The sequence below is a fragment of the Hyphomonas sp. CY54-11-8 genome (assembly GCF_000682735.1).
Taxonomy (GTDB): domain Bacteria; phylum Pseudomonadota; class Alphaproteobacteria; order Caulobacterales; family Hyphomonadaceae; genus Hyphomonas.
In genome coordinates, this window is record NZ_AWFD01000034.1 from 20529 (window position 1) to 43875 (window position 23347).

Annotated in this window: 25 protein-coding genes; 15 read left to right on the forward strand and 10 right to left on the reverse strand. The window is 59.7% G+C overall.

The window, feature by feature from the left end; genetic code table 11:
• Positions 1-7: 7 nt before the first annotated feature.
• The 12 genes from HY17_RS13975 (at position 8) to HY17_RS14030 (ending at position 8719) form a co-directional block, all read left to right on the forward strand.
• On the forward strand, positions 8-460 hold the full coding sequence (locus HY17_RS13975) for a prepilin-type N-terminal cleavage/methylation domain-containing protein (protein ID WP_034767696.1): 453 nt from the start codon (positions 8-10) through the stop codon (positions 458-460).
• Positions 457-819, forward strand: coding sequence for a type II secretion system minor pseudopilin GspI (gene gspI / locus HY17_RS19580; protein ID WP_051600127.1), 363 nt, complete (start codon positions 457-459; stop codon positions 817-819). Before HY17_RS13975 ends, gspI begins: the two co-directional genes overlap by 4 nt.
• On the forward strand, positions 816-1382 hold the full coding sequence (gene gspJ, locus HY17_RS13985) for a type II secretion system minor pseudopilin GspJ (RefSeq protein WP_034767698.1): 567 nt from the start codon (positions 816-818) through the stop codon (positions 1380-1382). The genes gspI and gspJ overlap by 4 nt, the downstream gene beginning before the upstream one ends.
• Complete coding sequence (gene gspK / locus HY17_RS19585) at positions 1382-2359, forward strand: type II secretion system minor pseudopilin GspK (RefSeq protein ID WP_051600128.1); 978 nt, start codon at positions 1382-1384, stop codon at positions 2357-2359. Before gspJ ends, gspK begins: the two co-directional genes overlap by 1 nt.
• Positions 2359-3462, forward strand: coding sequence for a type II secretion system protein GspL (gene gspL / locus HY17_RS13995; protein WP_034767699.1), 1104 nt, complete (start codon positions 2359-2361; stop codon positions 3460-3462). Before gspK ends, gspL begins: the two co-directional genes overlap by 1 nt.
• The gene (gene gspM / locus HY17_RS14000; protein ID WP_034767700.1) at positions 3459-3932 is read left to right on the forward strand and encodes a type II secretion system protein GspM; all 474 of its coding nucleotides are present in this window, start codon (positions 3459-3461) and stop codon (positions 3930-3932) included. The genes gspL and gspM overlap by 4 nt, the downstream gene beginning before the upstream one ends.
• Positions 3932-4672, forward strand: coding sequence for a type II secretion system protein N (gene gspN / locus HY17_RS14005; protein WP_034767701.1), 741 nt, complete (start codon positions 3932-3934; stop codon positions 4670-4672). Before gspM ends, gspN begins: the two co-directional genes overlap by 1 nt.
• Positions 4665-5132 (forward strand): hypothetical protein, encoded by a 468-nt coding sequence (locus HY17_RS14010; protein ID WP_034767704.1) that lies wholly within the window; start codon positions 4665-4667, stop codon positions 5130-5132. Before gspN ends, HY17_RS14010 begins: the two co-directional genes overlap by 8 nt.
• Positions 5133-5228: 96 nt before the next feature.
• Positions 5229-6053 (forward strand): CAP domain-containing protein, encoded by an 825-nt coding sequence (locus tag HY17_RS14015; RefSeq protein ID WP_034767705.1) that lies wholly within the window; start codon positions 5229-5231, stop codon positions 6051-6053.
• Between the two features lie 116 nt (positions 6054-6169).
• Positions 6170-6634 (forward strand): A24 family peptidase, encoded by a 465-nt coding sequence (locus HY17_RS14020; protein ID WP_081813183.1) that lies wholly within the window; start codon positions 6170-6172, stop codon positions 6632-6634.
• 46 nt (positions 6635-6680) lie between these two features.
• Positions 6681-7340, forward strand: coding sequence for a TetR/AcrR family transcriptional regulator (locus tag HY17_RS14025; RefSeq protein ID WP_034767707.1), 660 nt, complete (start codon positions 6681-6683; stop codon positions 7338-7340).
• Between the two features lie 128 nt (positions 7341-7468).
• On the forward strand, positions 7469-8719 hold the full coding sequence (locus HY17_RS14030) for a hypothetical protein (RefSeq protein ID WP_139068950.1): 1251 nt from the start codon (positions 7469-7471) through the stop codon (positions 8717-8719).
• Here the strand turns inward: HY17_RS14030 and HY17_RS14035 are convergent.
• From HY17_RS14035 to HY17_RS14065, 7 genes are all read right to left on the reverse strand, one after another.
• Positions 8713-10215, reverse strand: coding sequence for a trypsin-like serine protease (locus HY17_RS14035; protein WP_034767711.1), 1503 nt, complete (start codon positions 10213-10215; stop codon positions 8713-8715). The two genes, HY17_RS14030 and HY17_RS14035, sit on opposite strands and share 7 nt — an antisense overlap.
• A gap of 8 nt (positions 10216-10223) precedes the next feature.
• A complete protein-coding gene (locus HY17_RS19590) occupies positions 10224-11741 on the reverse strand; it encodes a trypsin-like serine protease (RefSeq protein ID WP_081813169.1) in 1518 nt (505 codons plus the stop codon).
• 77 nt (positions 11742-11818) lie between these two features.
• Positions 11819-12874 carry a 2-oxoacid:ferredoxin oxidoreductase subunit beta gene (locus tag HY17_RS14045; RefSeq protein ID WP_034767714.1) on the reverse strand — a complete coding sequence of 352 codons (1056 nt, stop codon included), beginning with the start codon at positions 12872-12874 and terminating at the stop codon, positions 11819-11821.
• Positions 12871-14682 (reverse strand): 2-oxoacid:acceptor oxidoreductase subunit alpha, encoded by a 1812-nt coding sequence (locus HY17_RS14050; protein ID WP_034767716.1) that lies wholly within the window; start codon positions 14680-14682, stop codon positions 12871-12873. Before HY17_RS14050 ends, HY17_RS14045 begins: the two co-directional genes overlap by 4 nt.
• Complete coding sequence (locus tag HY17_RS14055) at positions 14679-16472, reverse strand: FAD-dependent oxidoreductase (protein WP_034767718.1); 1794 nt, start codon at positions 16470-16472, stop codon at positions 14679-14681. Before HY17_RS14055 ends, HY17_RS14050 begins: the two co-directional genes overlap by 4 nt.
• 117 nt (positions 16473-16589) lie before the next feature.
• Positions 16590-17369, reverse strand: a complete 780-nt coding sequence (locus HY17_RS14060; protein ID WP_034767720.1) for an enoyl-CoA hydratase/isomerase family protein — start codon at positions 17367-17369, stop codon at positions 16590-16592.
• A complete protein-coding gene (locus tag HY17_RS14065) occupies positions 17366-18532 on the reverse strand; it encodes an acyl-CoA dehydrogenase family protein (RefSeq protein ID WP_034767724.1) in 1167 nt (388 codons plus the stop codon). The genes HY17_RS14060 and HY17_RS14065 overlap by 4 nt, the downstream gene beginning before the upstream one ends.
• A 219-nt stretch (positions 18533-18751) precedes the next feature.
• Between HY17_RS14065 and HY17_RS14070 the strand changes: the two genes are divergently transcribed.
• A complete protein-coding gene (locus HY17_RS14070; protein WP_034767726.1) occupies positions 18752-19360 on the forward strand; it encodes a helix-turn-helix domain-containing protein in 609 nt (202 codons plus the stop codon).
• 59 nt (positions 19361-19419) lie between these two features.
• On the forward strand, positions 19420-19857 hold the full coding sequence (locus tag HY17_RS14075) for a nuclear transport factor 2 family protein (protein WP_034767728.1): 438 nt from the start codon (positions 19420-19422) through the stop codon (positions 19855-19857).
• A 24-nt stretch (positions 19858-19881) separates the two neighbouring features.
• Here the strand turns inward: HY17_RS14075 and ychF are convergent, their stop codons facing one another.
• Positions 19882-20979: a redox-regulated ATPase YchF gene (gene ychF, locus HY17_RS14080; RefSeq protein WP_034767731.1), complete on the reverse strand. Its 1098-nt coding sequence runs from the start codon at positions 20977-20979 to the stop codon at positions 19882-19884.
• A 146-nt stretch (positions 20980-21125) separates the two neighbouring features.
• Here ychF and HY17_RS14085 point away from each other — a divergent pair, with 146 nt between their 5' ends.
• Positions 21126-22088 carry a hypothetical protein gene (locus HY17_RS14085; RefSeq protein WP_034767732.1) on the forward strand — a complete coding sequence of 321 codons (963 nt, stop codon included), beginning with the start codon at positions 21126-21128 and terminating at the stop codon, positions 22086-22088.
• Positions 22089-22091: 3 nt separating this feature from the next.
• On the opposite strand, the gene HY17_RS14090 is transcribed toward HY17_RS14085, so the two are convergent.
• Together HY17_RS14090 and HY17_RS14095 are read right to left on the reverse strand one after the other, a co-directional pair.
• Positions 22092-22880: a thioesterase family protein gene (locus HY17_RS14090; protein WP_034767734.1), complete on the reverse strand. Its 789-nt coding sequence runs from the start codon at positions 22878-22880 to the stop codon at positions 22092-22094.
• Between the two features lie 144 nt (positions 22881-23024).
• Positions 23025-23345 carry a 2Fe-2S iron-sulfur cluster-binding protein gene (locus tag HY17_RS14095; protein WP_034767742.1) on the reverse strand — a complete coding sequence of 107 codons (321 nt, stop codon included), beginning with the start codon at positions 23343-23345 and terminating at the stop codon, positions 23025-23027.
• Positions 23346-23347 lie beyond the last annotated feature (2 nt).

Here is a 23347-nt window from a genome sequence, read left to right on the forward strand (position 1 = left end):
CGGTCTTTTGTACAGTATCACGCATCGGGATAGCGGCTTCTCCCTCGTGGAGATCATGGTCGCCCTGTTCATCATGGCGCTTGCGAGCGCCATGGTGGTGATGGTGATGCCATCACGGCCTGATGCTTTGGATGCTGAAGCTGATCAATTCGACAAGCTGATGACCCGCACGCTCGATCAGGCCATCAGCCGGGGGCAGGCGCAGGGCATTCGCATCGAGGAGAATGCCTACACGGTTTATACGCGTATCAATGGCCGCTGGGTGCCGGTGGAAGCATCGAGCCGTCGCGCGTCCGGAGGCGTGACCATCAGTATGCAGGGTAAATCAAACGCGAAATCAGATGAAGCACTTCCCCAGATTGTCATGGATGCTTCCGGTATCGTGTCCGGCCCCGATGTGCGTTTTTCCAAAGGTGTCCGGACCCGCGACTTCGAACTGCCGTGGCAGCCAAGCCGATGACAGATCGTGGTTTCACCCTGGCTGAAGTTCTTGTGGCGCTGGTTGTGTTTTCCATCGCTGCCATCGGACTCGCCCATCTGGTTACGGAAACAACTGCCAATGCCGGGCATACGCGAAGTTTGTCGCTGGCCCGCATTGAAGCGGACAACCGATTGGTTGAGGCCGTCTCTGACCCGGCCGTGCTCCGGGCCGGGTCTGGATCAGGAGAGAGCATCCAGCGTGGCCAGTCATTTGACTGGGTGCGGGAAATCGAGATCCGTGACGAAAACGGTCTCGCCGGAATTCGTGTGACTGTCTCAGACGCGGCGACGGGTCAGCGACTCGCAATGCGGGAAACGTTGGTACAGGTGAGACCATGAAGCACGATGCGGGTTTCACCCTTATCGAGATGCTGGTGGCTCTGGCGCTGACCTCGATGATTGCCGTTGCAGGATCAACTCTGCTGATCGGAACGGTGAGGGCATCTGACAGGCTCGGGAAAACGACAGAAAGCGTCAGCGAAATTGAACTGACCCACACGCTGATGCGGGACGATTTTGCAAACATCCGGATGCTGTACGGAGATGCTGGTCAGCCCGACTATACGTCCTCGCCGTTCGTCGCCTTTGTGCGTGACGGCTGGAGCCATCCGGTTCCAGATGACAATCGCGCGTCATTGCTGGCGGTCGAATATCAGTTCCGGGACGGTACGCTGACGCGGCGCGCCTGGCTCCGCCCAGATCCGGCCGCTGATACACCTCATGCGGATCGCGTGCTTGCCACGGGATTGTCCCGCATGACAGCGCGATATTTCGATGGCCGGGAATGGGTGCCTGAATGGAATGCGGGCGAAAAGGATATGCCAGCGGCCATTGAATTGACCTTTGAATACTCGGACACGGATGCGTTGACCGAACTCTTCCTGATCGGGGGAGGTGGCTGATGCGCAAGATCGACAAGGAGAAGGGAGCAAGCCTCCTGTCAGTCCTCGTAATCGTCATGTTGATGTCTGTGGCTGCGATTGCCGCGACCGACGCGCTTGCCCGGTCTGTCCTCATCATCAAGTCTTCTTCCGCGAGGGCGGAGATATTCTGGACGGCTCGTGGCGCCGCGGATGCGGCTGCGACTTACCTCACAAAAGCATTGGAGATGAATGAGGGTGCCCTGAACAGTGAGTCTGAATTGTTCGCTCAAACTATCACCCTTCCGGCTGGAAATGGTGTGGTCGTGGTTCAGGCGAGGGAAGCCTCCAATTGCTTCAATCTGAATGCGCTCTTCAATAGCGCGGGTGATGGTGAAGTCAGCGACGCATCGCTTCAGGCGTATGATGACTTGCTTGTCGCGGCTGAGTTTGACGACGCAGAGGCAGAATCTCTGGCCCAGAAACTGGCCGACTGGATCGATTCCGACTATTCCACCCGTACCTATGGCGCAGAAGATGGATACTACGCATCTCAGGCCGAATCTTATCGCGCCGCCAACACAAAACTGCGAAGCGTCAGCGAGCTCAAAGCCATAGCAGGATATGATCCGGAAGTTTTCGCAAGGATTGAACACCTCGTTTGCCTGCGTCCGGAACAGGAGCAATCCGTACTCAACATAAATACATTGAGCCTTGAACAGGCGCCGCTTCTTGTTGCGCTATATTCGCAAGAATTATCCCTCGATGATGCCCGAGCATTGATTGACTCCCGTCCTGCCGGCGGGTGGTTGAGCAAAGAGGGCTTTATTCAGCAGGACGCTGTCATGAAGATTGCACCAGACGCCCGAAATGACATGGTGCTCGCGCTTGCGTCGGACTATTTGTCAGCGGACATCAACATCGGGACGGGCGATCTGATCACGAATTACCAGGCACTTTACCGGCGGTCGGAAACCGGAAACGTGGCCCTGGTTTCAATGGTGCGGAGGGAATTCTAATGGCGCGCCATCTCATCGCTCTTCTTCCTGCGAATGGTCAGCCATGGCGGTTCGCGGTCATTACTGCCGGCGCGGTGACCTTGTTGTCGCCACAGGAGACAGCCGCAAGTTCTGACGAGGTGACGGTAATTGTGCCGGCAACGGAGGTAGCAATTTCCACAGTGCGCCTGGTGGGCGCCCGTAAGGCTGATTGGTTGCGGACGGCACGTTTTGCGGTCGAAGACGATATAGCCGTGCCAGTCGAGGGACTGCATGTTGCGATCGACCAGCACCGGAATTCCACCGGAAAAGGCACGGTGTGCATGGTGGCGCGACCGGTCATGGAAGACTGGATGCGCCGTCTGTCAGAGGCGGGACTGGAGGATGCCCGTCTCGTACCCGATGTCACCTTGCTCAAGGCCGGATCGGCGCCTTTGGAAATTGGTGATCGCATCCTCGTTGCTGGAGAGGACAAGCCGTTCGCGATTGATAAATCCCTACCGTCGGAGCTCGTCTCCGCGCTGATGCAGCGCGCTGGGGCAGAGCCAGAGCATGCTGACGATGCGTTGCTTGCACTCGCGCGTCGGTTTGCGGCAGGTAATGCTGGCATCGACCTGAGACAGGCTGACTTCGCACGCAAAGCCGAATTGCCGATAGACCTGAAACGTTTCCGTCTCCTGGCCGGTCTCGCTGCAGCTTGTGCCTTGGCGTGGGGCGTCTACACGTTTGCCAGCATTCGTTCCATGAACCAACTGGAAGCCGTGCTGGATCGTCAGACGCGGGCAAGCTTCACTGCCCTGTACCCGGGAGAGCCGGTGCCGTCGAACATACTTGCTGCGGTCCGCGAGCGCTCCAGTGGCACCCAAAGGCCTGCTGCAGGGTTCAGGAAAATGGCAAGTGTGCTCTATGCAGCGCTGGCAGATGAGGAAGGTGTTCGCCTCTCCAGCCTTCGCTACGATGCCGATGCAGGACAGTTGCAGGCGAAACTTGTCTACAGCGCCTTTGGCGATGACGAGACACTCAAGAATGCAATTGAGGCTGGCGGTCTGTCTGTCCGGCTTGGAGATGCGCGGGTGGAAGACGGCCGAGTCGTTGGCGACATGATACTGGAGCTGGCATCATGACGGAGTACTGGTCCACACGTTCTGTGCGTGAGCGCCTGCTGATTGTTCTTGCTGGATTGCTTGTTGCGGTCCTGCTCGCCAATCTGCTTGTCGTGCAGCCATTGCGCGCCGCGAAAGAAAGTGCGGCGGCATCGCTCGCCTTAGCCTCCAGAACACTTGATGCGGTAACCGCAGCCCGGCCGGTTGCCAATGCTGGAACGGCATCCGGGGTGTCTGCTGTTGAAGGGCAGGATCTGCGTTCAAGGCTGGTCGAACTTGCCGCTCAGCGAGGCATATCGGTTTCCCGGCTCCAAACGAGCGAACGCGGCGCCATCATAATTCAGTTCGACCAGGTGTCGGTGCAGCCCTTGTTTGCCTGGCTGGAAGCCGCCGAACGTGAACTGGGGGCTGAACCGGCTCAGGCATCTGTATTTGCTGATACGGCCGGCACAGTTCGCGCCAGTTTCGAATTCCGAGGAGGCGCGTTGTGATGCGGAAATCGTTGCTTCTCATCGTATTCGCCGGCGTTTTTGTCGTTACCTTGATCGCCAGCGCGCCCCTGTCGTTCGTCCTGAAGCGGACGGGTATCGTGGAGCAGGGCGTTTCCTGGCAGCAAGCACGCGGTACCGTGTGGCACGGTCAGGTCACGGGGCTGGCTGTGCACGGCGATGCTGTGGGCGCGGTTCAGGGTGATTTCAGTCTCATGCGAATGATCCGAGGGCAGCCGGGTCACCTTCTCCGCTGGAGCGGTCCCTCCGGACAGGGCTCCGCACTCGCAGCGCTATCGGGTGACCAAATTCTGATCCGGCAAGGACGTGCAATGGTCATGTTCGATGCGGCGCGCATCTCTTCTCTGTTTCCGGCGCAGGAAGTTTCACTGCGCCTGTCAAATATGTCGATCGAAGCGACGGCGGATGGCTGCCGGACCGCGAGCGGTAAAGTAAATACGGATGCGCTGTCCAGAATTTCTGCCGTTTACGGAGCGAACTGGCCCGATCTTGACGGAGTGCTGTCCTGCGCGGATGGAGATCTGGTCGTCTCGGTCGAGGGCCGCGCAGCAGACGGAACTCGCATCTCAGCGAGATCTTCCCTGCAGGGCAACGGCCGGTTGGAGCTTTGGGACGTGCCCGAGAATCAGACGAATGCTCTTCTGCTTGCCGGTTTCACCAACGAGGCGGGCCGGTTTGTCTACATGCAGCAATTGTCGAGCGGGGAAACGTCCAGTGAATAAGACCCTCCTTCTTTCCGGGTTCGTGTTTCTTGGCGCCTGTGCCTCGTCGGGTACTGCGCAGGTACCGGATACACCTGCGGCTGCACCTGAAGCGGCTGTGACCTCATTGCCAGCCCAGACTCTGGAGCCCGGTACGTGCGGTCTGTTCCTGTGGTCGCGTGACGAACCCCGGCACTTCGTTCTGTTCTATCCGGCGGGGGATCCCACGGCTGAAGCAATCGTCGATGGCCGCCGGCAAACGCTGAATGTCGATTCGCAGGATGGCGATGTTTTTGGACAATTTCTGACCCGGATGGCGTTTAGCAGGCCGGATGGCAATCCGGTCATGTTGACCCTGACCCCCGGAGAAGAGATCGAAGGCGGGCGCCGCGTGCCGCTGGCGCGAATGATTTATAACAATGCGGATGGATGGGAAATCATAACACCGCTTACAGGATTGACTGCTTGCCAGCCTGAGTGACATCCTGTTTTCTGTAATAACTACTACAATACACAAATAATCCATTATATTGGATCGTATTGACACATAAGCGTCACAATGCGTAATGTGACGGTTATGTTACATCGTGCCTCCAAAATTCTGTCCGTTTCGGCGCTGGCCTTTGCGGCCCTGAGCGGTCCTTCCTTCGCAGAAGCAAATTCTGCCTGCGACCTTTCCAATGGGTACGCCATCACACCGACGGCATTCCAGCAGGAGGCGAATGCCTGCCTGAAGGACATCAGCGGCGTCGAGGCTGATGCCGTGATGGCGGATCAGCTGTTCCGTCTGGCGGGCGAACAACGTGCCAGTCAGGGCGAGTCTGAGCTGCGGATGCTCAGCTCCCTGAGCGAAGCGGCCCGGCTGCACGCCTACGATATGGCGGTGCGGGGGTATGCGTCTCACGAAGACCTGGAAGGCCGCACCCACCTTGACCGGGTCCGCATGATGGAGCGCAGCGCTCTGATCGGTTCATTCGGTGCAAACATCGTCATCGTGAAAGCGGGTGCTTCTCCCGAAGATGTCCAGAAGGTCATCATGGCGGATGAGGCCAATGCTGCAAACGTGGAGCGGGATGAGTTCGACCACATGGGTGTCGCTGCTGTCGAGGCAAACGGTGTGCTCTACGTCGTGCAGCTCTTCGCTCGCGTCGATGGACAGCTCAACACGCCAGTCCCACTCGTCGCTGCGCCGCGCACAAATCTGGCTGCGAATTATAATGATCAGTTCGAACCGGTGGGCTGGTCCGTGGTCTCGGCCACTGGTGAAACCCTGATGCGCGGCATCGGCAGCAAAATGCCTGCTTCGGTGCCTGAGATTTCCGAAGGGTTCATCCAGATGGACGTGGAAAGCAATAACAGTATCTATACGCTGAGAGGCCCTGCCATCTCCTCATCGCTCTGAGGTAAGTCTCTAGACATATTCCAATTCGCCCGGGCCCTGTGCCCGGGCGTTTTCGTTTCGGAGGGATGCTTCTATGCTGCAGGCTGGATGTCGCAGCGGCAAAGGGGCAGGCGTTCATGACAACCGACATGTTGCTCTGGGGCGTGGTGCTCCTGCCGGCATTGGCGGCGCTCACCTGGATAGACATACGCACTTTGCGCTTGCCTGACGCGCTGACTCTTCCACTGATCGGTGCTGGCCTCGTCCAGTCATGGTATTTTACCGGAGACGTCTGGATTGCACTGATCGGAGCGGCAGGCGGCTATGTTTTCTTTCTGGGGATCGAAAAGGGCTACCGGGCGTTGCGCGGTCGGGATGGTCTCGGCCGCGGGGATGCGAAGCTGCTTGCGGCGGGCGGAGCGTGGTGCGGCTGGATCGGTCTTCCATGGATCGTGCTCATTGCGAGCGGCTCAGGACTTGCCTTTGCCGGGGCGCTCACACTGATGGGGCGCCGGCCTGACGGCATGATGCCTTTCGGTCCGTTTCTGGCGCTCGGGATAGGTGTGGTCTGGCTGGGACAATTCAGGTTGGTGTGGCTCTGACCCCCAACCGATTGATGTGCGGATGCTGGAGCGGTAGGAGCTGTGTATGACGGGAACGCGGACCAAAACACGACCTGACCGACGCACCGCGATCCTCGATGCGGCAGAGGAACAGTTCGCAAAGCATGGCTATGACGGCGTTACGCTGCGCGCCATCGCCAAGCATGCCGGTGTCGATGTCGCGCTGCCCAACTATTATTTCGGACCGAAACGGGACCTGTTCGATGCCGTACTGGTGCGCCGTGCCGAAATCATGAACCAGCTGCGCCTGAACCAGCTGGACGAATGCCTGCAGCAGAGCGATCAGGCGCCCACCGTAGAGGCGATCATCCGGGCCTATCTGCGTCCTCTGCTGATCGGCGACCATGTTCAGGAAGAGGGTTGGAAAAACTACTACGCCCTGATCGCCTACGTGAACAATTCTCCTGAATGGGGCGGCGTATTGATGACGCAATTCTTTGATCCGCTGGTCGATCGTTTCATGGACGCCTTCCGCCTGGCCTTGCCCGGGATGGAAGATCGCGACCTCTACTGGGCTTATCACTGCCTGTCTGGCGCCCTGACGCTAACATTTGCCCAAACCGGACGCATCGACCATCTGTCCGGTGGCCTATGCCGCTCCAGCGACCTCACAGACGCCTATGAGCACATGGTGAAGTTCACTACGGCAGGCTTTGAATCCTTCCGTCAGAAAAGCTGCACCTGACTGGAATGAGGCGGCGGAGAACACGGTTACTGTTGCCGTGGCCTTAAAACTGTTGTGAATTGAATTTTCAGGGGAAAGACGGGCGTACCCGGTCATCGGTTCGATCGGTCTTGAGTGAGGAGTCGGTCGTGGGAAAGAGACGCAGCGTTCTGGCGTTCACGGCAATGATTGGCGCCTGCACGGCGCTGACGGGGTGTCTGACTAGAAGCATCAATACAAGGCCGCCGGTGGTTTCCGACGGCATGGGCTCTGACCTTCGCATCATGCTGGACGATTCCTGCCTGCCGCCAGACACGCGCGGCCCGGGAGACCGGACACTCGGATTCGGCCAGGAACTGGCGCTGCAGGCTGGCATGCTGGCCTTCGATTCCGTCGGCGCCTGGCTCCAGCAGATGGGCGCGCCTAAGATTGACCGCAGCACCGGCGTTGTCAGCGGAAAACTATTCACCAGCCCTGACATGATGGAGTTCAATCGGGAAGTCGGCTGTGTTCATGTGATCAGGGAAGGTTTCGACCCGTCCGGGCCGTCATTTGGCAATGCGCCGCCAGAATTCCTGGCGGAATGGAACCGTCTCGGCCTTGTCTCCCGGCCATCCTTCTATGCAGAGATCCGCCTGGTGCCCGATGACGAACAGTCCGGCTATTTTAATGCCGAGTTGCTCAAGGTCGTATCGAATGAATTCGAACGGCAGGCGCGTTACGATTCTCGCGACTACCTCCTTGTGCTGGACTTTGAGCGCCCGGAGCCGCGAACCTATGTCCAATTCACACCTGAAGGCGCAGTGGAGTTTCACGACGCGTCAGGCTTTGCCCGCGGTGTTTTCAAGTTTCCCGAGCTTCAACGCGGACAGTACATCTCTGGCCCCGCCGCGGCCGCCCTTGAAACGGGCTGGATGCCGCTCGACTATTCCGGCGTCGATCGGGACTCGGGCATCTTCAACCTCTTTGTGGATGTTCTGGAGCTGAAGCGCGGCGATCCGCTGCTCTCTGATATCGGTTCGCTGCTGCGCTCCAATGCCGTGCAGGCAGCTGCCGAAGAAGAGCTCCGCAAGCAAATTGACAAGGAAGGCACGCGCCGCGACGAAGAAGAGGAACGGGCAGGTGAGCTAACCACGCAGCGTGGGCTTGAGCGCGCCCTCCGCCGTGCCGTGCTGGACCTGCGCCGTACGCTCGCCGACGAGGATACGAGCTCAGACGACCTGATCGAGGCGCGTGATGACGTCGAAGACGCCTTGTTCGACATCGAACACGTGTTCAACTGGCGTGGTCCATTGCCGTCAGACAAGATTGACGAGGCTGAAACCCTGCTCGAAGAGGCAGACGCTCGTGTCGAAGAGTTGCTGGAAGAAGAACTGGCCGACAACGAGGACGATCAGTAAGTCGCGGTCGCTGCAGCCCAATCCGATAGCCCGCCTTCGCTCGACCGCTTGGCGACTTCCGTCAGCATGCGCGTGGCGAAGTCGACCGGCTCTCGCTCCGGCTGTTCCTCTTCCGCGACGGTCCGCATCCTCGCTGGTGTCGGTAACAGGTCGCCCGCAAACGCAACGCCCTCCGGAATGACGAAGGCATAGATCCTCGCGCCGTCTTCAGCAGGTGGGATGATCATCCACGGTACTTCGGGCAAATTGATAGTCTGCCCGGCTTTGACGATGGCCCTTTCTTCCGGAGTCCTGTCGTTCGGGAAGTAGGTATTGATCCGGCCGGAATTCTCTAGCTCGAAGACTATGAGGCGGCCATCGATTTTTGGCGTCACGGAAATCTTCAGCGCCGCGTTTGCGCCTTCGCCTTCCTGTGCCACGCTCAGGTTGATGCGATCGCTAGTGGGGCTGAGCACCCGCGCCATGGCTTCCATCGTTTCCGCGGTCGCAACGAAGACCTGCTCCGGCTGGGCATCGACAAACATGGCGCCACGCGCCGTGGTCTCGATCCAGCTCCTGTAGGGTGAGACGCGCGTGTAGACGCCCTCCGATTTCGCCGCAGCGCATTCAAATCCGTAGCTCACAATGCCGACCTGATAAATCCGCTCACTGGCATCGAGCGCGACCAGTGGGCCGCCGCTATCACCCTGACAGCTGTCGACGCCGCCGAACTTCCGGCCCGCACAGATCTGCGTGCTACCGTCATAGGCAAGGTCAGCATATTGCGCGCCACACACCTCCGGCGGCTTCATGGGCAGCATGGCGTGATAGAGATAGCGCGAGCCCGCCTGGCCAGACCGGTCGCCGGCGCCGATGCGGAACGTCTCCAAACGTGCCTGCGCGCCCGAATCAGCCTGCTTGCCAAACCCCGCAACAAAGGCCCGCGCACCATTCACGTCACTGTCGGAGGCCCCGCCCGATGAAAGCCGCGCCAGCTGTCCGGTCCAGGTGCGTCCGATGCGAACCAGGGCGAGGTCGTTTTCCGATCCCTCCCAGACACCGGGTGCGACTTCCATAGTCGGCTTATAGTCCGGATGGATCATGACAGCGTCGACTTCAAACACGCTCTCATCGCCGGCGCCGAGGTCGTCGGTGCCACCGACAATTTCCAGTTTGGCCCGCGGCTTCCATTCCCACCGTCCATCGACCTGCCGGGATTCCCCCTCAAAACAGTGCGCTGCGGTCAGCACCCATCGCCGGGCAATGAAAGTGCCTCCGCAGAAATATTGCAGCCGCCCGCTCCGCGTCTCATGCCGCAAGGTTGCGATATAAGGCCACTGCGCCAGCGTGGACCGGTCTCCATTGACGATCCGGTCTGAAGCGCGGGCATCAGCATCGAGTGTGGACGTCCATGCAAGCTGTTCTGCGCTCGGCGCGTCATCCGGTGCCGTCTGGCAGGCACTGACCAGAGCCAGAAACCCAGCGGCCGAAAGGAATGGGCGGACGAAGTTCTTCATGGCGGCCTTCATTCACTGACGCTGTAAGTGAGCAAACCCATGCCCGTATTGGCGAAGGGGTCTGACGAGGGCGCATCCGACATGGCATCGCGTACTTCGAAGACGAGAATATCCGAGTAGGATTGCCAGACCGTCCGGATCGGTCCTTTCGTCCGGCTGAGGTCCGGCAATGTATCGCCGATGAGGGCCATCCTTTCCGGCAGGACGAACGCGGCCAGAGTGCTGTCGCCCGGAACGGTGGGGGGGGAAATACTGATGGAGACGCCGTCGGGCGGCAGGACAACGGACTGTTGAGGCTCCACCAGCGCCGTTTCCACTTCGCCGGCATTGCATGGGAACAAGCAACTAACCGTACCGGACGGATCCAGATCAAATACCCACAGACGGCCCTTGATCGATGGATCAATGAAAATACGAACTCGCTCGCCGGAGCGGAATTCCGAGCCGCCATCATTGATGCGGACGCTGACCTTGCCTTCTGCGGGTTTGAGCGTCCGGATGAGGTTCTCCAGTCCGGCTTTGGTCATGTAGACCGTCTTCTCCGGTTTGGCATCCACGAAGACCGCGTCGGATACGACGGACCGGACGAAGTCTTTGAAACCGGAAATGCGCGTGTAGACGGCGGGCTTTCCGCGGACACCGCAGCTTTCACCATAGCTGACGATGCCGATCTGGTAGACACGGCCAGCGAAATCCCGGGCGATTAGAGGCCCGCCGCTATCGCCCTGGCAGGAATCGATAATGCCGGTGTCATACCCGGCGCAGATCATGCCTGCGCTGTCATAGGCTTCGACCTGGTAGACATTGCTGCAGGCTTCCGGACTGCGCGTCGGGATCATCGCATTGCCAAGGATATCTGTATACGCAGCGAACGGGCCTTCGGCGGATGTGTAGCGTTCTGGCGATGCCTGACGCATGTCGGTCTTGCCGAACCCGGCGAAGTAGGCCGGCCCGAAGAAGCGGTCGACATCTGAAGCGCTGCTGGCCGACAGCCGGACGACCGGCCCGGTCCATGGCCGGTCCAGCTTCACAAGAGCGATGTCATTCACCGGAACTTTGTTCTCGCCACCACGCGTGAAATTGGGCGCGATGCGCACGTCCGCTGCATTGTAGACATTGGCCGGTGTGACCGTCTTCAGGTCTTTCGGGCCGAGCACCAGTTGGAGCGCGCCAGACCCCGGTCGTTCCCATTTTCCGGTCGCGGCATTTTTCGCAGCGCCCTCGACGCAATGCGCAGCAGTCAGCACCCATCTGGACGAGATGGCCGTCCCGCCACAATCATACGTGACCACTCCATCCCGGGTGCCGCGCAGGGCTGCGAAGTAAGGCCAGTCTTCTTTTCGGGCGGGCTGTGTATTGAAGCCCTTGGTGCCGGCTTCATCGTCCGAGATCGAAAATTCGGTCCGGGGCCAGCTTGGGTCTTCTTCCGGAAACGAATCCGGTTGTGCTGTCGCGACGCCCGTGAAGGCGACGAGTGCCAAAACGAACAGACCGCTAAGCGGTTGTAGAAAAAAGGGTTTTCGCACTTCACTCTCCCACCCTGAACGTTACAGGCGCGGTAAGTCTAACAGGCCTCGCGAAGCTTACCAGCCTGAGGGAAAGATCAGCGGAATTCCTCCTGGATCTTGCGCAGCGCTTCAGCACCCGGATTGAGTTTCGAGTAAGGAAGCGAGTGGAGCGGCGTGTCCGGCAGTTTCTTGTGCTCCGCCATCGCAGGGCGGGATTCGTCGATGTAGAGCAGGCCGGTCAGGATCTCCTGCGTCTGCTGGCTCTCAAGAAGTTTTTCCATCGCTGAAGCCCGGTTGGTCGGGTCGTAATCCTTGTCCAGCTTGCGCAGCAGGATCGATCCGCCATCGTGCAGTTCCACCGGCATGGTCTCACCCTCGTCATAGGCTGCCGTAATTTCCTCGCTCGGTGGCACGTAATCGGCGTGCACGGCCTTGTGGTAATATTGATAGGTGTGGGCGTAGGATTTGGTGGAGCCCTTGTGGTCGTTGAAGCTGACGCAGGGCGAGATGACATCGATCAGGGCGAAGCCGCGATGCGCGATGCCGGCCTTGATCAGCGAGACCAGCTGAGCCTTGTCACCGGAGAAGCTGCGCGCCACGAAAGTCGCGCCGATGGACAGTGCCATGATCGCCGGATCGATCGGCGGCAGCATGTTGGTAGCGCCTTTCTTGGCCTTGGAGCCGACATCGCTGGAGGCCGAAAACTGGCCTTTTGTCAGTCCGTATACGCCATTATTCTCCAGCATATAGATCATGTCGACATTGCGCCGGATCGCGTGGGCCATCTGGCCAAGCCCGATGGACAGGCTGTCACCGTCGCCGGACACGCCGACATAGGTGAGGTTCTTATTCACCGCGGCTGCGCCGGTGGCAAAGGACGGCATGCGCCCATGTACCGTGTTGGCGCCGTGCGCGTCCTTCAGGAAATAGGTGGTCGTCTTGGAAGAGCACCCGATGCCGGACACTTTCACCACATCTTTCGGATCGGTCGAAAGTTCATAGAAAGCGCGGGCAAGGGCGGCGGTTACGCTGTCATGTCCGCAACCGGCGCACAGAGTCGACATGGCGCCATCATAGTCGGCGCGTGTTTTTCCGAGTCCGTTGGTCGGCTCGTTCAGTCTGCGGATCTTGGGTTTGACGAAGGAGGTCATGCGATCTTCCTCACTTTCAGGGCGGTTTCCACTGCCTCAAAGACGAAACGGTAGTTCAGCGGCTCGCCGGAATAGTGCAGCACGGGCACCAGCTTCTCCTTGGCGGCGCTGGTTTCCGTGATCAACAAATTCATCAGCTGCGCGTCGCGGTTCTGCTCAACAACGAAGACTTCCTCGTGCGCTTCGACAAAAGCGGCGACATCATCGCTGAACGGGAAACCGCGAACACGCATGTAGTCGACCGGGACGCCGGCAGCTTCCAGACGGTCACGGGCTTCGGTCACGGCGGCATCCGAGCTGCCGATGGCGATCATGCCATAGCGGGCCGGTCGGTCGGCCTTTTTCACAACCGGCTCAGGCATGAAGGCAGCAGCGCGTTTCCATTTTTCGTAAAGCCGGTCGATGACTTCCTTGTATTCAGGGCCTTTTTCCGTGTAACGGCCAAGTTTTGTATGGCCGGAGCCACGCAGGAAGTAGGCGCCCTTCGGGTGTGTTCCCGGCAAAGTGCGGTAAGGAATCGTATCTCCGTCTACATCCAGATAGCGATAGAACGCGTCGATTTCCTCAAGCTGTTCTGCATCAAGAACTTTGCCGCGGTCAGGCACATAATCTTCCGGCCAGGTCAGTTCGTCGACCATCCAGTCATTCATGCCGATGTCGATATCGGACAGGAAAAAGACCGGGGTCTGGAAGCGTTCGGCAAGGTCGAGCGCCTTGGCCGAGAATTCGAAACATTCACCGGGATGGGCCGGGAAGAGAACGAGGTGGCGTGTGTCGCCGTGCGAGGCATAGGCGCAGAGCTGGATGTCGCATTGCTGTGTCCGTGTGGGCATGCCGGTGGACGGACCGACCCTTTGGATATCGCATATCACCAACGGTACTTCGGTATAGTACGCAAATCCGATGAATTCGCTCATCAGCGACACGCCGGGGCCTGAGGTCGGTGTAAAGCCGCGGGCACCTGCCCAAGCCGCGCCGATGGTGAGGCCTGCTGCTGCCAATTCATCTTCCGCCTGCAGGATACAGAAATTGTTCTGTCCGGTTTCGGGGTCGACACGGAGCTCTTCGCAATATTTCTGGAAGGCATCCATCAGCGACGTAGACGGCGTAATAGGGTACCAGGCGCCGAAGGTCGCCCCGCCGAAGACGGCGCCGATACCGGCCGCCGTGTTGCCGTCGATCATCACCTTACCCTTGGTCTTGTCCAGCGGGCTGACGCGGAAATCCAGCGGGCACTTGAAGTTCTGCTTGGCGTAATCGTGGCCGAGTGCAACGGCCTGCATGTTCAGCGGGATGAGCTTTTCCTTGCCCGCGAACATCTCGATGACCAATTGCTCAATCACGCCAAGATCAAGGTTCAACAGCGCTGCGGCAGCGCCGACATAGGCCATGTTCTTCATCAGGATGCGCGAGCGTGCGGCCTTGAACGCCTCATTGCACATGGCCGACAGCGGCGCCCCCAGGACAGTGACGTCCGGGCGGGAAAGAAGTTGCGGACGCGGCCAGGTCGAGTCATAAAGCAGGACACCGCCAGGGGCGAGTTCTGCCAGGTCATCCGCATACGTCTCAGGGTTCATCGCGATAACGAAATGGGTCTCGCCGTCGCGTCCGGCATAGCCATCACCCGTCACGCGGATCTCATACCAGGTCGGCAAACCCTGAATATTGGATGGGAAAATGTTCTTGCCCACCACGGGCACACCCATCCGGAAAATAGCCTTCATCAGCAGGCCGTTTGCACTGGCCGAGCCTGTGCCGTTCACCGTTGCGATACGCAGGGTGAAATCATTGATGCCGGGTCCGTTCATGCCACGGTCTCCACTTGGTCGTCCGCATGGGGAATTTTGATCACGCCTTCCTTCATGTCCCAGGCAGATGTGGGGCAGCGCTCGGCGCACAGGCCGCAGTGCAGGCAAACGTTTTCATCTTTGATCATCACCCGGCCGGTCAGCGGCAGGGGATTTGATACGAAGAGGGATTGCTCTTCCGGAGCTTCCGGCTGCGTGAGCGAAGCACGCAATTCCGCTTCGCTGTCGGCGTCAGGCGTGATGCTGAGGCACTCGACCGGGCAGACATCGATACATGCATCGCACTCTTCGCAGAGTGGCGCTTCGAAGACAGTCTGCACATCACAGTTCAGGCAGCGCTGGACTTCGACGGCGATCTGTTCGGCATTGAAGCCGAGCTCGACCTCGATGTTCAGGCGCTGGAACCGGTCCACAAGCGCGACATGCTCCATCTCGCGGCGTTCGGCCGCGGTGTAAGCATTCGAGTAACGCCATTCAAACATGCCCATCTTGGCAGATTGCAGCTCGACTTCACGAGGTGCCCGATCACGCAGGCCGAGGCCCTGGCAGTGCCGGTGAATCGAGATTGCCGCCTGATGACCGTGCTCCACGGCCCAGATGATGTTCTTCGGACCGAACGCGGAGTCACCGCCGAAGAAGACGCCTTTACGGGTGGACTCGAAAGTCTCCTCATCGACAACAGGCACATCCCATTTGCCGAACTCGATGCCGGCATCATTTTCGATCCATGGGAAGGCATTCTCCTGCCCGATGGCGAGGATGACATCGTCGCAGGGCAGGGTCTCTTCACCGATCACCCGCTGGCCGGTGATCTCGCCCTTGTCGTCAACATCGTACTCCATCAGCTCGAACGTCATGCCAACCAGTTTGCCATTCTCGGTGACAAAGGTTTTTGGCGAATGGTTCACGACGATCTGGATGTTCTCTTCCTCGGCATCTTCCAGTTCCCATTCGGAGGCCTTGAAGAAATTACGTGGCTTGCGCGCCATGACTTTCACATTGTCCGCCCCAAGACGAAGGGAGGTGCGGCAGCAGTCCATGGCGGTGTTGCCGACGCCGATGATCAAGACATTCTTGCCGATTTCGTCGATATGTTCGAACGCGACCGATTCCAGCCAGTCGATGCCGATGTGAATATTTTCGTCCGCCTCTTCGCGGCCGGGCAGGTGCAGGTCCTTGCCCTTCGGCGCGCCGGTGCCGACGAAGACCGCGTCCCACCCCTCATCCAGCAGTGCCTTCATGCTGGAGACTGGCGTGTTGAGCTTCAGCTCGACGCCCATGTCGAGAATGTACTGCAGCTCTTCGTTCAGCACTTTCTCGGGCAGGCGAAAGGCCGGAATGTTGGCGCGCATCAGGCCGCCGGCTTCAGGCAGTTTCTCGAAAATGGTGCACTCGTAGCCAAGCGGGGCGAGGTCGTTCGCCACCGTGAAGCTCGCCGGGCCTGCGCCAATCAGCGCGATTCTCTTGCCGTTCGTCTGATCCGGCTTCTGCGGAAGGCGGCTCGTCACATCATCACGATGGTCGGCTGCCACACGTTTCAGGCGGCAGATCGCCACCGGCTCGCCATCCACGCGAGTCCGCCGGCAGGCTGGCTCACATGGCCGGTCACAGACGCGGCCCAGGATACCCGGGAACACGTTGGAATCCCTGTTTAGCAGGTAGGCGTCGCTGTAACGCCCCTGCGCGATGAGACGGATATATGCCGGGACCGGTGTGTGTGCCGGGCAGGCCCATTGGCAATCGACGACTTTGTGAAAGTAGTCGGGATTGCTCGTGTCTGTTGGTTTCATATTTGCCCGCTTCCTCCGGAGAAAAGACTAGCGACACAGACCGGCGGCATCAATGACCTCCTGCCGGTTGCGACAACAGGTACGAGACCTGTGATGTGGGAAAAGGAACTCGGCACGTCAGCGGCCTTTGAAGTTACCCGGCCGGCGCTCTGCGACAGACCGGATGCCTTCCTGATGGTCTTCTGTTGCGCGCAGTTTCCATTGTTCTTCATGTTCGTGGGCCAGCGTATCCCGAACCGTCTCATAGAGACCGGTGCGAAGGGTTTTCCGGGTTGCCAAGACGCCCAAAGGCCCGCCCTCTGCTATTTCGGCCGCGAGCTTGTGAGCGGCAGAGCGTACGTCTGCGAGCGGAACCAGTTCATCCGCCAGGCCCATTGCGACAGCTTCTTCCCCTTTGATCCTCCGGGATGTCAGCAACATCAGCGCAGCTTTCTGCGAGCCCAGCAGGCGGGGCAGGGTCGCGCTGAGCGCAAAGCCCGGGTGGAAGGCCAGCCGTGTGAAATTGGCGACAAACCGTGCCTCTGGTGCAGCGATCCGGAAGTCAGCCGCAACCGCAAGGCCAAGGCCAGCACCGACGGCGGCCCCTTGAATTGCCGCGACGATTGGCTTTTTGGCTTCGTAGATACGCAGGGCCTGGTCATAGAATTCTCGAACCGGGTCATCACCGGATCCTCCGACGCCTCCGCCGCGTTCATCATTGGCAAGGTCCGCCCCCGCACAGAAAGCCTTGCCCTCCGAGGCGAGCACGATGGCCCGGCACTCGGGTTGTGCGTCCAGTGTCAGAAGGACCTCTCCGATCTCTCGGAGCAGACCCACATTGGCGTGATTGTTCGGCGGATTGGAGAACACGATCTCGGTCACATGACCGACTTCGCGCACGGCGATCGAGTGCGTCATGGGCGGGTATCCATAAGGTTCCGGGCGACGACCATCCGGTGCACTTCGGATGGCCCGTCATAAATACGCATGTTGCGAATACGGCCTGCAAACAGATGCAGCGGCATTTCCTTGGTCATGCCCATCGCGCCGAAACACTGCATGGCGTTGTCGATGATCTCCTGCGCCATTTCGGTGGCGTAGAACTTGATCATTGAGATCTCTGTGCGCACGTCGCGGCCCTGATCGATCTTCCACGCGCAATCATACGCCATCAGGCGAGCCGCATGGATCTTGGCGGCACCATCGGCGACCCACCACTGGATCGACTGGCGCTCAGACAATTTGTGACCGAACGTTTTCCGCTGGGGTGCATATTCCCGCATCATGTCGAGCGCACGTTGCGCCGCGCCGATACACCAGGCGGCCATCTCCATGCGGCGGGTGCCAAGTCGCACCTGCATCGGGCCAAATCCCTGGCCTTCCTCGCCCAGCAGTTTCCAGCCGGGCACGCGGCAGTCTTCCAGTGTCACTTCGTAGGTAAACTCGCCGCCCAGCATCGGGATGCGCCGCAGGACATTGAAGCCCGGCGTGTCACGGTCGACGAGAAAGGCTGACATGCCGCCGCGCGCTTTCTTCTCCTTGTCGGTGATCGCCATGAGGATCGTGAAGTCGGCTTCAGCCGCCCGGGTGATCCAGATCTTGCGGCCATTGATGATCCAGTCATCCCCGTCGCGCACAGCTCGCGTGATCATCCCAGCGGGATCGGCGCCGGCGCCGGGTTCGGAAATCCCGATGGCGGAGATGGTCTCGCCGCGGGCGTAGGGCTCCAGATAGGCTTTCTTCTGCTGCTCGTTCACCGTCGTCATAAGCATGCGAAGATTCGGTGAATCCGGCGGAAGCGTATAGGTCGCGACTGTGGAGCCGAGCGCTTCGTTGACCGCCACCAGGGCCACGTGCGGCATGCCCATGCCACCGGCATCTTCCGGCGCATCGAGGCTCCACAGGCCAAGTTCCTTTGAAACCTTGTCCAGCCTCTGGCGCTCTTCCGGTGTCAGGTAGGCGCCTTGGCCGCTGGCTTCGCGTTCGAGCACTGCGCCTTCAAGGGGCATTAGCTCATCCCGCACGAAGCGCTGGACGAGATCGGCAAGCATCCTGTGCTCTTCGTCCAGTTCAAACTTCATATTACGCTCCTCCTATCACCTTATTTTGGTGACTTTGCACGGCAGAACGCCACAAGGGAAAGAGTCGGGCAAGGCGGCAAACCTCATGACCTTGGGGAAAGGTATGCAGGTGTCAAAAACTCCCGAAGTCTGGAACCCGGCGTTATAGTGCCTTATCGGGGAGAGGTGACCGGAGTGCCTTGTGGATGCAGGGGCTTTGGGAAAAGGGGAACTTGTTTCATGGCAGGATTGAGCAGCAAGAGCGGGACGGAAGACCAGGACACTTACTGGGTTCTCCGGAAGGACCAGCTTGAATGTATGGCTTCGACCGTTAGGATGGATATTGTCGACCACCTCGTTGGAAACGGACAGATGTCGATCAAGCAACTGGCGGCATCGATGGGACGCCAGCCATCCTCGATTTATTATCATATCAATATGCTGGTGAAGGCCGAGCTGGTCGTGGAGACCGGGACCCAGATCTCAAACCGGCGGACTGAAGTGCTCTACGCCACGCGGGCTCCGCGTATGCGTTTGCAGAAGGCCCTCGCGGATCCGGGCAATCACGAAACCATAGACCGGACTGTCGGTGCGATTTGCCGGCAGGCACACCGGGATTTTGTCCAGGGACTGACGCACCCGGATGCGCAGCTCGAGGGTCCGGAGCGCAATCTCGGATTTTTCCGCCTGATCAACAGGCCAAGCGCGGAATCCCTTCGGGAAATCAATGGCTATATTGAGCGGATCGCTGAGATCCTCTGGGAAGAGCGCGATATGGACCAGCCCCTGATCGCGTTCGCCTGGACACTGACGCCGCTGCACGAAAAAGCTGTCGGTGGCGATGATTGAGCCTCCAGACTCTGTGTTCGGCAGGCATAGAAACACAACGATATTGACGGAGCGATGGCATGAGTGACCTGGACAGCCGTGGGATGATGAAAGCAATTTACGATGTGATCTCGCAGCCTTCAGGCGAGCGGGACTGGGAGAGTATCCGGCCGCTGTATCACCCCCGCGCAACCATGACCCGAACAGGCGTTGCCATCGATACGCTGCCGGCAAATCAATGCCTGACTTTCGACGAATATATCAAAACCGCCGAGGAAAACCTGGCGGGCGCCGCTTTCGAGGAATCAGAGATCGGGCACGAATGTGCGCGGCTGGGCTCTGTTGCGCAGGTACGCAGCGTTTACCAAACCATCTACCGTGTCGGCGATCGTGAAATCCATTCCCGAGGAGTGAACTTCATTACGATGGCCCGGCTTGCAGACTCTTGGCAGATCCTCAGCATCGCTTGGGACAATGAGCGCGCCGGTGTCACCATTCCCGATGAATGGCTCGATTGAGGCTGGCCGAACCGTCGGTGCCGGTCAGACATTGAAGCGGAAGTGCATCACGTCGCCGTCCTGCACGACATATTCCTTGCCTTCTGCCCGCATCTTGCCAGCTTCCTTGGCGCCGGCTTCGCCCCCGCACGCGACATAGTCGTCATATGTGATCGTCTCGGCGCGGATGAAGCCTTTCTCGAAGTCGCCATGGATGACACCGGCGGCTTTCGGCGCGGTCCAGCCCCTGCGGATGGTCCAGGCGCGGGCTTCCTTCGGGCCGACCGTGAAATAGGTCTGCAGGTCCAGCAGATCGTAACCGGCGTGGATCAGACGGGTCAGGCCGGGTTCTTCCAGCCCCAGTGTTTCCAGGAATTCGGTACGGTCCGGCTCGTCGAGCACCGCCAGTTCGGACTCGATCTGGGCTGAGATCACGACACAGCCTGCGCCTTCTTCCCTGGCGCGTTCCTCGACGCGCTTGGAATAGTCGTTGCCCGTCGCAGCGCTGGCTTCGTCCACATTGGCCACGAAAAGGATCGGCTTCGACGTCAGCAGTTGAAGCATGTTCCAGGCTTTAAGGTCATCCTTCGGCACATCGGCGCGCCGGGCAGGGCGGCCTTCCTTCAGCTCATTGAGAGCGAGGTCGATCAGCGCTACCTGTGCCTTGGCTTCCTTGTCGCCGGAATTGGCTTTCTTGATGACGTTCTGTTTGCGCTTCTCGAGGCTTTCGAGGTCCGCGAGCATCAGTTCGGTCTCGACGACTTCGAAGTCCGCGACCGGGTCGATCGTGCCGCGGACATGGGTGATGTCGTCGTTGTCGAAGCAGCGCAGCACATAGATGATGGCGTCGGTTTCGCGGATATTGGCGAGGAACTTGTTGCCGAGGCCTTCGCCCTGACTCGCACCTTCGACGAGGCCCGCGATGTCGACAAAGTTCATGCGCGCCGGAATGATTTCCTTTGAGCCGGCGACCTTGGCGAGTTCAGCCAGGCGCGGCTCCGGAACGGCCACTTCGCCCACGTTCGGCTCAATCGTGCAGAACGGATAGTTCGCCGCTTGTGCCGCGGCGGTCTGTGTCAGGGCGTTGAAAAGCGTGGATTTGCCAACATTCGGCAGGCCCACGATCCCGCATTTGAAGCCCATTCCGGCCTCCTTAAACTTAGATTTCGAGGGGGCCATAGCCCTATTCCCGCAGGAAAAACAGGCGGTTTTCTCTCCTGACAGCGGAATTGGGTGTTCAACAGGGGGGCTTTGGGTAAGGTTGGCCCACGAAATGCAAGGCAGAATGCATGGCTTATGACGTCTTTCTCGTAACTGTGCCGGAAGACTTCGACATGGCGAAACTGGTCGCCCGTCGTCTCCGCTCGCTGAAATTCACCGTTCGTTTCAATCAGAAACAAACGGAGGACGATATTTTCGACGCGAAGGATGCGCGCGATGCCGGAAAGTCCGGCAACATGCTGGTCCTGTGGTCCGAAAATTCTGTGAAGAATGACTGGGTGCGTGCGGCTGCGGCCGTCGGCAATTCCCGGGATGGGATGCTGGTGCATGCCGGCATCGACAAGACCATTCCTTACGAACCCTATCGCAAGGCCAAGCGTTTTGCGCTTGAGGGCTTCACCTCCCGCAAGATGCCGGAAGGCTTCTACAAGCTGGTTGAGGAACTCGCAGAGCGTACGGGCCGGTCTGACCTTCGTGCCTGGATGAAGCTTGGCTCAAAGGATGACGAAGGCCGGGAAGCCTGGCTCGAAGCGCATGCTGATGACCCGCTAGCAATTGCAGAGCGGCAGAAGCGCGAGAAGGCTCTCGGTATCAAGCCGGAACCCGCCAAGGAAGCTGCTGAAGCTGCGTCCAAAGCCGCGACAACGATCCGGAACGGTAATGGCCAGCATGCGGCCAGACCCACGACCGGCGTCTCCGCCGCGGTCGCGCGCGCATCTGCAAGCGCGCGTACGGCCCCAACCACAGTGGTTCAGCCCGACGAAGATCCTGTGTACGGCAACTGGACGATCGCTGCGATTGGCGCTGCCATCGCTGCAATCTTCCTGTTCAGCCTTGTTGTCCGGTCCCAGCCGGTGGAGCGCGTGGATGCCCGGATGCCGGCTATCGGCAATGCTCAGCCGGTCGTCGCAGCCTGTCCCGCCGGGACTGTGCCGCGCGAAATGGTAGAGTTCATCGAACAGGGCCCGGTCGATATCGGCATGGGTCATGGCCCGATCATCGATGACACCACGCCGCCGGAAGACGAGTAGGCCTTAGCCGAACACTGCGATGGTCTGGCGGCCGACCATCATCGGTTCGCCCTTCGAATTCCAGAGGCGCATGGCCTGGCTGGAATAGCCCTGCTGCGCGGTCTGGGCGATGTGCTGGGCCAGGAACCAGCCGTCTTCGGTGGAGATGTCGTCCGTCAGGAATTCCGCCATCCAGGTCATAGAACTGATGCGGCCGGGAGCGGTCAGCATCGACAGGGCTGCTGGCGGCGGTGAGTCTGCGATCGACAACAGGGTGACGGCATCCATCGGGGCCGTTTCGTCCCTGTGACGGAGCCAGAGGACAATCTCACCATCCTGCGCGCCGCTGATCGGTCGGCCGCCCTTGGCGAGGCGCACATTGAAGTGATGCGAGAAGGCGGGGCGGCGGCGCTCATCCGGGAAGAACTGTTTTGTCTCGTCCGGCAGCGTGACAACGGGGGCGATCATATTGGAGAAGTCGAGGCTCGATTCCCGCGCGGCCCCGAAGGCGAAGATGCACTCCGCAACGATTCCCTCCGGCCCGGTCATGCGGACGGAGATGAAGGCCGTGTTCTTGCCCTCGCGCAGGACGGTCGGTACGGAGACCAGCTCACCGGATGCCGGTCCGACAAAAGCGATCTGGGCAGACCGCAGCGGACGATCACCCGCCAGCGGCAGCGCGGCCTTCAGGCAGAGCGCTGCTGTCAGTCCGCCATAGGTGGTGCGGCCCTGCATCCAGTCTTCCGGAACGGTGACGCGAGATGACTGGTCTGCGCCAAAGGCGATGGAGGCGAGAAGATCGGTGTAATTCATGGCGGGCGTCCGTAGTTGCGGAATTGATACTTGCCTACCCGCATTCCTTTTCGGAACCAACCCGTGCCGCTAGGAGAGCGGCGGCAGAAATGAAACACCCCGGCCTGATGGACCGGGGCGCAACATTTTCAGAATGCGAAGAGCCTAGTGCTGGCTCTCCGGTGTGGTCACACGCAGGCCGTCTAGCTCGTCGGAAACGGTGATCTGGCAGGACAGGCGGGAGTTTTCCTGAACGTTCTCGGCGAAGTCGAGCATCGACTTTTCCATTTCCTGCTGCTCGCCCACTTTATCCATGAAGGCGTTGTCCACATAGACGTGGCAGGTTGCGCAGGCGCAGGCGCCGCCGCAGTCAGCATCAATGCCGGGAATGGAGTTCTTGATTGCGGCTTCCATCACGGACTCGCCGTTCTTCGCCTCGACAGTGCGTTCGGTTCCATCGTGGTCGATATAGGTAATCTTCGGCATCG